Annotated in this window: 9 protein-coding genes; 3 read left to right on the top strand and 6 right to left on the bottom strand. The window is 75.2% G+C overall.

The features are described 5' to 3' along the window. Nucleotides 1–221 precede the first annotated feature (221 nt). Both VR45_RS33270 and VR45_RS33265 read right to left on the bottom strand, forming a co-directional pair. Nucleotides 222–2,429: a restriction endonuclease gene (locus VR45_RS33270; protein WP_045943624.1), complete on the bottom strand. Its 2,208-nt coding sequence runs from the start codon at nucleotides 2,427–2,429 to the stop codon at nucleotides 222–224. 153 nt (nucleotides 2,430–2,582) lie between these two features. After that, nucleotides 2,583–3,266, bottom strand: a complete 684-nt coding sequence (locus VR45_RS33265) for a hypothetical protein (protein ID WP_045943620.1) — start codon at nucleotides 3,264–3,266, stop codon at nucleotides 2,583–2,585. Nucleotides 3,267–3,385: 119 nt separating this feature from the next. On the opposite strand from VR45_RS33265, the gene VR45_RS33260 reads away from it, so the two are divergent. Further along, complete coding sequence (locus tag VR45_RS33260) at nucleotides 3,386–4,300, top strand: DUF2797 domain-containing protein (protein WP_063772585.1); 915 nt, start codon at nucleotides 3,386–3,388, stop codon at nucleotides 4,298–4,300. 20 nt (nucleotides 4,301–4,320) lie between these two features. On the opposite strand, the gene VR45_RS33255 is transcribed toward VR45_RS33260, so the two are convergent. The 4 genes from VR45_RS33255 to VR45_RS33240 form a co-directional block, all read right to left on the bottom strand. Beyond that, complete coding sequence (locus tag VR45_RS33255) at nucleotides 4,321–4,638, bottom strand: hypothetical protein (RefSeq protein ID WP_045943619.1); 318 nt, start codon at nucleotides 4,636–4,638, stop codon at nucleotides 4,321–4,323. 315 nt (nucleotides 4,639–4,953) lie between these two features. Continuing rightward, the gene (locus tag VR45_RS33250) at nucleotides 4,954–5,700 is read right to left on the bottom strand and encodes a succinate dehydrogenase/fumarate reductase iron-sulfur subunit (RefSeq protein WP_045943618.1); all 747 of its coding nucleotides are present in this window, start codon (nucleotides 5,698–5,700) and stop codon (nucleotides 4,954–4,956) included. Next, nucleotides 5,697–7,679, bottom strand: a complete 1,983-nt coding sequence (locus VR45_RS33245; RefSeq protein ID WP_234326410.1) for a fumarate reductase/succinate dehydrogenase flavoprotein subunit — start codon at nucleotides 7,677–7,679, stop codon at nucleotides 5,697–5,699. The genes VR45_RS33250 and VR45_RS33245 overlap by 4 nt, the downstream gene beginning before the upstream one ends. Next, the gene (locus VR45_RS33240; RefSeq protein WP_045943617.1) at nucleotides 7,676–8,380 is read right to left on the bottom strand and encodes a succinate dehydrogenase cytochrome b subunit; all 705 of its coding nucleotides are present in this window, start codon (nucleotides 8,378–8,380) and stop codon (nucleotides 7,676–7,678) included. The genes VR45_RS33245 and VR45_RS33240 overlap by 4 nt, the downstream gene beginning before the upstream one ends. An 84-nt stretch (nucleotides 8,381–8,464) precedes the next feature. Between VR45_RS33240 and VR45_RS33235 the strand changes: the two genes are divergently transcribed. After that, a complete protein-coding gene (locus VR45_RS33235) occupies nucleotides 8,465–9,388 on the top strand; it encodes a LysR substrate-binding domain-containing protein (RefSeq protein ID WP_045943616.1) in 924 nt (307 codons plus the stop codon). 213 nt (nucleotides 9,389–9,601) lie between these two features. Next, a partial coding sequence (locus VR45_RS50275; protein WP_052709565.1) for a serine/threonine-protein kinase occupies nucleotides 9,602–11,574 on the top strand: 1,973 nt, incomplete at its 3' end.

Below are 11,574 nucleotides of genomic sequence, written 5' to 3'. Positions count from 1 at the left end.
TTGCGGACATCGTCACGAGGGTCTCCTGGGGAATGCGAGGGAAAAGCGGAAGCAAAATCGGATGATCGTCTTCCCTTCCATTCTCGCCACCGGCCCGTACCCGAATGGTCGCTCCCGGGTACAGGCTCCCCCCGCCGACCCGGCGGCCCGGCGGGGGCTCCTCTCCTCCTCGGGTATGACAGCGGCTCCTCAGTCAGGCGCAGGACCGGCCCCGGCCCCGGTTACTCGACCGCCACGCCCCAGCGCACCGCGAGACCGGCCAGACCGCCCGGCACCGGCGTCCCGCTCGGCGCGAACTGCCAGACTCCGCCGCGCCGTTGGAAGGATCCGACGACCATCGCGCTCTCCGGCACCCCGCCGGTCCCCGGCTCCCAGCGGGCCGGCCCGGCCACGTCGGGGCCGAAGGCGCCGGTCAGCGCCAGCCCGTGCACATAGCCGAGCGGCAGCGTCGGCGGTTCCTCCTCCTCGGTGGACACCGCCACCACCACCTCGTCCACCGCCGGGGCGAGCCGGGCGGTGTCCAGGGTGAGTTCGGCCCGGCGGACCGGTTCGCCCGGCACCGAGCGGGTGGGGTGCAGCCGGACGGCGCCGTCCGGGTCCTGCGGATTGTTGAAGAACACGAAGTGCTCGTCGCCCAGCACCCGGCCGCTTGCGCACACGAACGCCGAGACGTCCAGCTCGACCGGGTCGCCGCCGGCCGTGCGGCTGCCCCAGGAGAGGGCCACGGTGCTGGTGGCGCCCACGGTGCCGGCCGCGGCGCCGTCGGGCCCGCTGCCGTTCCCGTTCCCGTTCGCGGTGCCGCTGCCGCTGCCGTTCCCGTTCCCGCTGCTGTTCGCCCCGCCGCCCGCCGTCCGCTCCCCGAGGCGCCCGCGCAGGCCCTGCTCGGCCAGCAGCTCCACCAGCTCGGGACCGCTCACCAGGGTCAACGGCTTGTTGCGGATGTACTCGTACGAACCCGGCCCGAACCCGGCCGTGGTCACCAGGATGCCCTTGATCGCACCGTGGTGGCGGACCGTGGAGTCGAGGTCCCGCACCGCCGTGGGGGAGACCGTCGAGCGGTAGCGCTTGGCCTGGATGACGATCCGTCCGCCGGTCACCGGATCGAGGTCCTCGGCGACCACGTCCACCCCGGCGTCCCCGCTGCGGGCCGTGGTCATCACCCGGAAGCCGCGCAGCCGGAACAGCTCCGCGATCAGCTCCTCGAACTCGATCGGGTCCATCTCGAAGAGGTCCGGATCGTCCTCGCCGCCCTGCCCCGCCACACTGCCGCCGACCGTCTCCGGCAGCCGGTCCGGCCGCACCTCGTCCAGCCGCTCGGGACGCGCGGACAGCACCCCGCCCAGCCCCTGGAAGCACTCCACGGCCGCCACCCGGTCCAGCGTCAGTCCGGCGAACTCGGCCCGGTCCACCGTCACCGTGGTCAGGAAGCGCTCCGCCTCCCGGCCGGTCGCCGGGTCGATGCCGCGGACGAAGCCGTTCAGCACCACCGAGGCCAGCAGCCCGTCCCCGTCCGCCCGGTACAGCTCGGTGACCACCCGCAGCGCGCTCTGCGCCAGCACCTCCCGGTAGAGCGCCTTGCGCTCGGTCGCCGGGCGGGCCACCTCGGCCTCCCGGTCGTCCGTCTTCACGTACCGCACCCGGCCGGTCGCCGGGACCACGTCCGGGCCCGGCAGCTCCCAGTTCACCACCAGCTGGCGGCTGCTCGCCTCCCAGGCCGCCACCAGCCGGTGCGGGAAGCCCTCCGGCCAGCCCGCCGAGGCGTACAGCACGGCGGAGAAGTACTCCTGCACCGCCTCCGCCTCGCCGGACCGCAGCCGGCGCAGCGACTCCTCGGTCCGGGCGGCGCGCTCCTCGTCCTCCCGGCGGAACCTGGCCACCCACTCCAGGTACTGCCCGTGGTACTCGCCCAGCCGCCGCTGCCGCTCCGCCTCGGCCGCCTGCGCCGCGTACCAGTCCTGCTCGAACCGGGCCCGCGCCTGCGCCACGTACTGCTCGTACCGCTGCCGCACCCCCGGATTGCGGGCCTGCGCCTGGTCCGGCGGCGGCACCTGGTACTGCGCCTGGTCCGGCATCGGCACCGGCTCGCCCAGCCGCCCCGGTTCGAACGGCGGCACCGGGCGCGGGGCCAGCAGACTCTGCGCCCGGAACGCCGGACGGTCCAGACCGGCCGCCAGCAGACCCCGCAACTCCTCCACCCGGCCGTCGAGTTCGGCCGTCCGCCGGGCGGCCTCGGCCTCCCTGGCCTGCTGGTACGACCGCTGTGCCTCCCGCTCGGTGCGGGCCGCCGCCTTCTGCGCCTCGCGCTGCTCGCGCTCCCACCGGCGCTGCTCGGCGGCCTGGGCGCGCCAGCGCGCCTCCTCCCGGCGCTGCTCCTGCCGCTGCGCCTCCGCCCAGACCGCCAGCACCCCGTTGTTCCGCCGCCCCGCCACGTCCACCCCTTCGCTCCACGCCGCTCCGGCCCGGCGCCCGCCTCCCGGCCGCGCCACCGCCCGCGCCCGCCACAATAGAACGTGCACCGGGGGAGCGCGCAAAGGGCCCGCGACCTGCGGCGTCGCCCGGGGGTGAGCGGGGGTGAGCGGGCGTCAGGCCGCGGCGGGGGCGGTCGGCGCGTCCGCGTACCAGCGCCACTCGCCGCGGCGCGGGCGGCCGGGGAGGGCGCTGCGGCCGGTCGCCCACAGCAGGGTCGGCCAGGGGCCGGCGGCGTCGGGCCGGACGTCCGGGAACAGCCGGGCCAGGGTGCGGGCGCAGACCTCGGCCGGCGGCTCCCAGGGCAGGCCGAGGCCCTCGGCCACGTCGTGCAGGTGCACCAGGGTCTCCACCAGGCTCATCGCGACGAAACCGGCCGGGTCGGCCAGGCCCCAGGGGTGGAAGGCCCGGACCTCCGGCCCCCTGGTGCGGGCGATCGAGACCATCAGCCCGCCGCTCGCGGCCAGCACCTCCACCAGCGCCGCCGGTCCGCCCTCCCGTTCGGCGAGGACGAAGTTGTTCGGGCCGCCGGGGTGGGCCCGTTGGGCCACGAACGGCACGTAGCGGTCCTGCGGCGGGTGCTCGGGGCCGAGCTGGGCGGCGTAGGCGAGCAGGTCGTCCGCCAGGTGCTCGACGGTGCTCCAGCAGTCCCAGGTGATGCCGCCGGCCGGCCGGGACCAGTCGGTGCCGGCGGGGGCGGCGCGCAGGGTGTCCACGGCGAGCCGGAGCACGGCGGCGAGGTCGTCCGGGGTCACGGGGCCGGGCGGGACGGGGGCGGGCACGGTGTCGGTGGTGGTCATGCGGCGACGCTACCGCCCCCGGGCCGGGCCCGGGAGCCGGGCCGACCCGGGGACCGGGCGGACCCTGTCGGTGCCACCCGGTAGCCTCGACAGTTCGGGCGACGCGGGCGAGGTCGAGGGTGAGCGGGACGGACGGGTGGGTCTCCACCGGATTGGCGTGGCGGGACGGCCGGGCGGTGCTGAGCGCCGTGCACGGCCTCCGCACGCACGAGCGCGAGGTGGTGCCCGGCACCGAGGTCGGCTGGCGGCTGGGCGGACCGCGCCGCTGCATCGGCGCCCTGCTGGCCGGCCGGGACGAGCGCACACCGTGCCCGCACCGGGCCGGGATCGCGCCGGACGGCGGCGCCGTGCAGTGCCCGCCCTGCCAGAGCGTGGACCGCGGCCTGGCGCTGGCCCGGGACCAGATCCTCGACGACGGCCGCACCTACCGGCTCTATCTCGCCTGGTTCGGCGAGGGCCTGCTGAAGGTCGGGCTGACCGCCGAGCAGCGCGGCACCAGCCGGCTGCTCGAACAGGGCGCGCTCGCCTGGACCTTCGCCGCCCGGGGCGCCCTGCCCTCCGTCCGCCGGGCCGAACTCACCGTCTCCGCCGCCGGGTTGGCCCGGGAGCGGTTCAAGGTCCGGGCCAAGGTGGAGCACTGGTGGGAGCACGGCGACGTTGCCCACCGCCGGGCCGTGCTGACCGACGCCCGCGCCCGCGCGCACGACCTGCTGCACGGCCACGAGCTGGAACTGCTGCCCGGCCACCCGGTGGTCGACCAGGTCGGGCTCTTCGGCCTGACCGGTGGCGCCCCCGCCGTCTACCACGCGGTCGAGGGCCTGGCGGACGGCGCGGTGGTGGCCGGACGGCTGCGCGCGCCGATCGGCCGGCACCTGCTGCTGGACCGGCCGGACGGCGACCCGCCGCTGGTCCTGGACACCCGCCTGCTGACCGGCTGGACCCTCACCCCGGCGCCCGGCCGGCCGCCGTCCGGGCTGGCACTGCTCCCCAGGGCGCGGCCGGAGGCTCCGGACACCCAGGAGGCGCTGTTCTGAGCGGGGCTCGGCGGCCTCCGCTACGCCAGCTTGCTGCGCACCGCGCCCGGCCCGGAACGGGCCCGCCGCGAGACCGGCGGCCGCGACGGCCGGACGTCCGGACGGCTGCCCGCCGTCTCCTCCGGGGTGCCGCCGGCGCGGGCGTTCCCGGCCCGCGCGGCCTTGGCCGTCGCCAGGGCGACCCGCGCCAGCAGCGGGTCCTCCCGGACCCCCGCCGCCCGCTTCGCCGTCTGGCAGTGGGTGCACCAGACCGGCGAGGCCGGCCCGTCGGGGTACACCATCGCCTCCGGCGGCAGGTAGTGGCTACCGCACTCGACGCATTCGAAGACCAGCCTCATCCGACGATCACCGTCCCGGATCCGTGGCACCGACCGCATGGCGACCAGAAGGTGTGGATCTTCGGCACCATGCTCCCTTCCTCGTCCAGTTCGACCGTGGCTTCGGTCTTCTGGGTCCCCCCGGACCCGCCGCACCCGGAGCAGGCCTGAACCTCGGGCATATGCATTCCTCCTCGGCGCGGGGACCACCGTAGCGCGAAATCCGAGGAGCCAGTAACGATCCTGACGAACAGTCGAAGAAGCGGGGCGCGCACGAGCACCACGCGCGCCCCGCTTCGGCCCGGGGAGGGCCGTCCTCGCGGACCGCCCCGGGGGTCAGCGGCCCCCGCGCAGCGAACTGCGCAGATACTCCCGGTTCATGGCGGCGATGCTCGGCAGCGGGATGCCCTTGGGGCAGGCCGTCGCGCACTCACCGGTGTTGGTGCAGCCGCCGAAGCCCTCGGCGTCCATCGCCTCCACCATGTTCCGCACCCGGGAGGCGCGTTCGGGCGCGCCCTGCGGCAGCACGTTCAGGTGGACCACCTTGGCCGAGGTGAACAGCATCGCCGAGCCGTTGGGGCAGGCCGCCACGCACGCCCCGCAGCCGATGCACTCGGCGTGCTCGAACGCGGTGTCGGCGGCCTCCTTGGGGACGGGCGTGGCGTGGGCGTCGGGCGCGCTGCCGGTCGGGGCGGTGATGTACCCGCCGGCACCGATGATCCGGTCGAAGGCGGACCGGTCCACCACCAGGTCCTTGACCACCGGGAACGCCGCCGCCCGCCACGGTTCGACGTCGATGGTGTCGCCGTCCTCGAAGTGCCGCATGTGCAACTGGCAGGTGGTGGTGCGCTCGGGGCCGTGCGCCCGGCCGTTGATGACCATGCCGCAGGCGCCGCAGATCCCCTCGCGGCAGTCGTGGTCGAAGGCGACGGGGGTGTCGCCGCGCAGGATCAGCTCCTCGTTGAGGGTGTCCAGCATCTCCAGGAAGGACATGTCGGGGCTGATCCCGCCGACCTGGTAGGTGGTCATCGAGCCGGGCGTGTCGGGGCCCGCCTGGCGCCAGATCCTGAGGGTGAGGTTCACGCGTAGCTCCGCTGGGTGGGGTGGACGTACTCGAAGTCGAGGTGCTCGCGGTGCAGCACGGGCGCCCGGCCGGTGCCGGTGAACTCCCAGGCGGCGGCGTAGGAGAACTCCTCGTCCCGCCGGGCCGCCTCGCCCTCCGGGGTCTGGCTCTCGGTGCGGAAGTGGCCGCCGCAGGACTCGGCGCGGTGCAGCGCGTCCAGGCACATCAGCTCGGCCAGCTCGAAGTGGTCGACCAGCCGGTTGGCCTTCTCCAGCGCCTGGTTGAGCTCCTGCCCGGTGCCGGGCACCTTGATCCGGCGCCAGAACTCCTCCCGCAGGGCCGGGATCCGCTCCAGCGCCCGGCGCAGCCCGGCCTCGTCGCGGGCCATCCCGCACTCGTCCCAGAGCAGTTCGCCGAGCTCGCGGTGGAAGGAGTCGGGGGTGCGGTCGCCGTCCACCGCGAGGATGAGGTTCAGCCGGTCCGCCACCTCGGCCTCGACCGAGGCGATCTCCTCGTGGTCGGCCGGGACGGCGGGCAGCGGCTCCCGGGCCAGGTAGTCGTTGAGCACCGGCGGCAGCACGAAGTAGCCGTCCGCGAGGCCCTGCATCAGCGCGCTGGCGCCGAGCCGGTTGGCGCCGTGGTCGGAGAAGTTGGCCTCGCCGATCGCGAACAGGCCCGGCACGGTGGTCTGCAGGTCGTAGTCGACCCAGAGCCCGCCCATCGTGTAGTGGATCGCCGGGTAGATCCGCATCGGCACCCGGTACGGGTCCTCGGCGGTGATCCGCTCGTACATCTCGAACAGGTTGCCGTACTTGGCCTCCACCGCGTCCCGGCCCAGCCGGCGGACGGCATCGGCGAAGTCCAGGTAGACGCCCTGCCCGCCGGGCCCGACGCCGCGGCCCTCGTCGCAGACGTTCTTGGCGGCCCGGGAGGCGATGTCGCGCGGCACCAGGTTGCCGAAGGACGGGTAGATCCGCTCCAGGTAGTAGTCCCGCTCCTGCTCCGGGATGTCGGCCGGCGGCCGGGTGTCGCCCTTGGCCTTCGGCACCCAGATCCGCCCGTCGTTGCGCAGCGACTCGCTCATCAGCGTCAGCTTGGACTGGTGGTCGCCGGAGCGCGGGATGCAGGTCGGGTGGATCTGGGTGAAGCACGGGTTGGCGAAGTACGCGCCGCGCCGGTGCGCCCGCCAGATCGCGGTGGCGTTGGAGTTCTTGGCGTTGGTGGAGAGGTAGAAGACGTTGCCGTAGCCGCCGGAGGCGAGCACCACGGCGTCGGCGGTATAACTGGAGATCTCGCCGGTGACCAGGTCACGGGCGACGATCCCGCGCGCCCGGCCGTCGATCACCAGCAGGTCGAGCATCTCGGTGCGGGCGTGCAGTTCCACGTTGCCGGCCGCGATCTGCCGGGACAGCGCCTGGTAGGCGCCGAGCAGCAGCTGCTGGCCGGTCTGGCCGCGGGCGTAGAAGGTCCGGGAGACCTGGACGCCGCCGAACGAGCGGGTGTCCAGCAGGCCGCCGTACTCCCGGGCGAACGGCACGCCCTGGGCCACGCACTGGTCGATGATCTCCACCGACACCTGGGCCAGCCGGTGCACATTGGACTCGCGGGCGCGGAAGTCGCCGCCCTTGACGGTGTCGTAGAACAGCCGGCGGACGGAGTCGCCGTCGTTGCGGTAGTTCTTGGCGGCGTTGATGCCGCCCTGGGCGGCGATCGAGTGGGCCCGCCGGGGCGAGTCCTGGAAGCAGAACTGGACCACGTGGTAGCCCTGTTCGGCGAGGGTGGCGCCGGCCGCGCCGCCCGCCAGGCCGGTGCCGACCACGATCACGGTGTGCTTGCGCCGGTTCGCCGGGTTGACCAGCTTGGCCTCGAACCGCCGCTGGTCCCAGCGCTGTTCGATCGGCCCCTGGGGGGCTCGGGTGTCGGCGATCGGCTCACCGACGCTGTAGTCCGGGTAGGCGCTGGGGTCCGGGTACACATTGCGCTCCGGGGACGCGTTCACTTCACCACTCCGGTCATCACGGCGACGGGGACGGACAGGAAGCCCGCGGTCAGCAGCAGCGCCAGCCCGTTGGCGGTCAGCTTCAGCGCCCGGTCCCGGCGGGCGTTGTTGGCGCCGAGGGTCTGCGCGGCGCTCCAGAACCCGTGCCGGACGTGCAGGCCGACGGCGAGCATCGCCAGGATGTAGATCACGCAGGAGTACCAGTTCCCGAAGGAGGCCACGATGTTCTGGTACGGCCTGCCGTGCTCGGCGTTGGGGTTCACGGTCAGGGTGGTCAGGTCGAGGATGTGCCAGACGATGAACAGCGCCAGGATCACCCCGCCCCAGCGCATCGTCCGGGTCGCGTAGCTCGCCCGCCGCCGCTGGTGGGCGTACTTGCTCGGCCGGGCGGCGAGGTCCCGCCGGCTCAGCTGGAACGCGGCCACGCCGTGCAGTACGACGGCGGCCAGCAGGCCGGCCCGGGCGATCCAGAGGAACCACTCGTGGCCGAGGAACGGCTGGCCGAGGGTGCGCAGCCAGGCCGCGTAGCCGTTGAGGTCGTCCGGGCCGAAGAAGACCTTGAGGTTGCCCAGCATGTGCGCGACCAGGTACAGCAGCATCGCCAGTCCGCTGACGGCCATGACCGCCTTCTTGCCGACGGTCGACCGCCAGAGGGTCGCCAGGGTGGACGGATGCCGGGCCGTCCGGGACGCGGTTGTCATGGCGCCAACGGTAGGGAGGGCGGTCAGGGTGCGTCCAAGACATGATGCGGCTTGTGACGATAGGCCCTGCCTATGCTGGGAGCTGTGCAACTCCAGCAGCTCCGATATTTCCTCGCCGTCGCCGAAACCCGCCACTTCACCCGCGCGGCCGAGGCGGAACTCGTCGCCCAGCCGTCACTCTCACAACAGATCCGCGCCCTGGAGCGGGAGTTGGGCGCCGAGCTGTTCCACCGGACCCGGGGCAACATCGCCCTCACCGACGCCGGGGACGCCCTGCTGCCGCTCGCCCGCCGCATCCTCGCCGACACCGAGAGTGCCCGGCTCGCCGTGCAGGAGACCGTCCAGCTGCGCCGCGGCCGGGTGCGGCTGGGGGCGCCGCCGAGCTTGTGCACCAGCCTGGTGCCGGACGTCCTGCGGGTGTTCCGCGACCGCTACCCGGGGGTGGCACTGATGGTGCGGGAGGGCGGCTCGCGGGACCTCGTGCGCTCCCTGGCGGCGGGGGAGCTGGACCTCGCGCTGATCATCACCCCGCCCAGCGGCGAGGCCGTACCGGCGCTGGCCGTCACCGAGCTGCTGCACGAGGAGCTGGTGCTGGTGACGGCCGAGCCGCAGGCCCGCCGCACGGTGCGGGTGGCGGAGCTCGGGAAGCGGCCGCTGGTGATGTTCCGGGAGGGCTACGACCTCCGGGAGGCGACGCTGGCGGCCTGCCGGGCGGCGGGCTTCGAGCCCGAGTTCGCGGTGGAGGGCGGGGAGATGGACGCGGTGCTGGGCTTCGTCCGGGCCGGGCTCGGGCCCGCCGTGCTGCCCGGGATGGTCGCCGACCGCTCGGGTCTCGCCGTGGCCCACTTCGCCGGTCCCGGCCTCGGCCGCACCATCGCGGTCGCCCACGGCCACGAGGTGCCGCCGACCCGGGCGGCGGAGGCGCTGCGGGCGACCCTGCTGGCGCACCTGCGCGACGCGGCCCGCACCGGCGGGCTGCCGCCGGGCACCAGGCTGCTGCTCGGCTGAACGCGCCCCCCTTCGCGCCCTCTGCGCCCTCTTCACGCTGCGTCGTACGGGCGGATGGTTGGCACGGTGTGCGAAGCACCCGAATCGTGATCCAGGGGCGCCTTCGGCCCGGAACCCGCTGCTCACCGGCCGCGTCCCTGGCAGCGTCGGCGTTGCCGTAAGGTGCGTCGCCGCAGAGCCGAGCGGGGCCGTGAACGGGGAGAGCACGAAGCGATGGACGACCGGAAGCAGCGGGACCACAGACCGGCCGGGGGCCGCACCGCCCCCGCCGCGGGGAACACCCCGGAGCCCGCGGACGAGCGGCCCTGGGAACTCCCCGAGTACGTCCACGAGCGCGAGCTCGGCGCCGGCGCGAGCGGCCGGGTGGTGCTCGCCCGGCACCGCGCGACCGGCACCCCCGTGGCGGTCAAGTACCTGCACAGCACGGCCGGCACCGCCGCGCTGCGGGCCGAGGCCGAAGTCCTGGCCGGACTCGACTCCCCGCACGTCACCCGGCTCTACGAGTACGTCGAGGGCGAGCGCGGCGCGGCCATCGTGATGGAGCCGGTGGACGGCATCGCCCTGCGCGAGCTGCTCCGCGCGGAGGGGGCCACCACCCCGGAGGCGGCCCTGGTGGTCCTGAAGGGCTCGCTGCTCGGCCTGGCCGCCGCGCACGGCGCCGGGGTGGTGCACCGGGACTACAAACCCGCCAACGTGCTGGTGGACACCACCGGGACGTCCAAGCTGGTGGACTTCGGGATCGCGGTGCCGAGCGGGGACGAGCGCGACGTCTCCGGCACCCCCGCCTACATGCCGCCCGAGCAGTGGGCCGGTCGGCCCGCCTCTCCGGCGGGCGACGTCTACGCCGCGACCGTCACCTTCTTCGAGTGCCTCACCGGCGCCCGCCCCTACGGCGGCACGACCTTCGCCGAACTCGCCGTCCAGCACACCGAGGCCCCGATCCCGGCCGAACTGACGCCGGACCCGGTCCGCCCGCTGATCCTCTCCGGCCTCGCCAAGGACCCCGGGGCCCGCCCGGACAGCGCGACCGCGCTGCTGGCGGAGCTGGAGGCGGTCGCGGCGGCCGGGTACGGACCGGGGTGGGAGGAGAAGGGGCGGCTCGACCTGACGGCCCTGGTCGCCCTGCTCGCGCTGCTGCTGCCCGGCGCGGGCGTCGCGGCCGGCGGCACCTCGCTGGCCCACACCGCCCTGGGCGGCGGAGCCCCGGCCGGACAGGCGGCGGCCGGGCAGGCTGCGACCGGACAGGCGGCGGCCGGGCAGGCTGCGACCGGTGGCGCGACCGGCCCGGCCGCGGTGGTCCGGGAGACGCTGGTCCACCGGGAGAGGCCGGTCCGCCGGGGGGTGCGGCTCGGCACCCGCGGCAAGGCCCTCGTCGGCGTCGCGGCCGGCGCGGTGACCCTCGCCACCATCGCCGGGATGGCCATGGCCGGCGCCGCCGACGGCGGCGCCCGCACCGTCGTCGGGGGCCCCGCCCCGGAGGCGACCACCAGCCTCGGCGCACCGGACCCGACGGGCACCGCATCGCCCGCCGAGAGCGAGGGCGGGGACACCCCGGGCCCGGAGGCGACCACCCCGTCCGACCCGCCCTCCTCGGGCACGCCGTCCTCGGGTGCGCCGTCCTCGGGCCCGAGCAGTCCGGGGGCCGCCCCCACCGCGACGCCGACCGGCCGGACGCCCTCGGGCACCCGGCCCGGGTCCGCGCCGCCCGGCACCGGTCTGCCGCCGGTGCCGCCCGGCACCGTCGCCCCGCCGCCGTCGGGTCCGGTCCCGCCGGGAACCGTCCCGCCGGGAACCGTCGCGCCGCCGGTGTCGACCGTCCCGCCCGTGACGGTCCCGCCGCCCGTCGTTCCCAGCGCCACGCCGTCGCCGTCCGTGACCGTCGGCCCGGTCCGGCCCACCCTGACGATCGCCCCGGCTCTCCTCACGGTGAGCTCGGTGAACCTGGATTCGCTGTCCTGCGCCGGGCGCTGGAGCACCACCGCGGCGGTCACGGTGGTCGCCCAGGGTGCGGGCAGCGGCACGCTGACGCTGACCTGGTACCACAGCTCCGGCGGTCGGACGGTCGACGTCGGGACCGACACGGTGGCGGTCCGGGAAGGTCGCGCCACGGTGACCAGGACGCACGACTTCACCTCGGCCGACACCTTCCCGACCTGGGGCGTACGGGTCGGCACCGGCCCGGCGGC

Origin of the sequence: Streptomyces sp. NRRL S-495 (genome assembly GCF_000966955.1) — a bacterium.
Classification (GTDB): Bacteria; Actinomycetota; Actinomycetes; order Streptomycetales; family Streptomycetaceae; genus Kitasatospora; species Kitasatospora purpeofusca.
The sequence above is the reverse complement of the archived record's forward strand: the minus strand, read 5'-3'. Positions and strand labels throughout refer to the sequence as shown.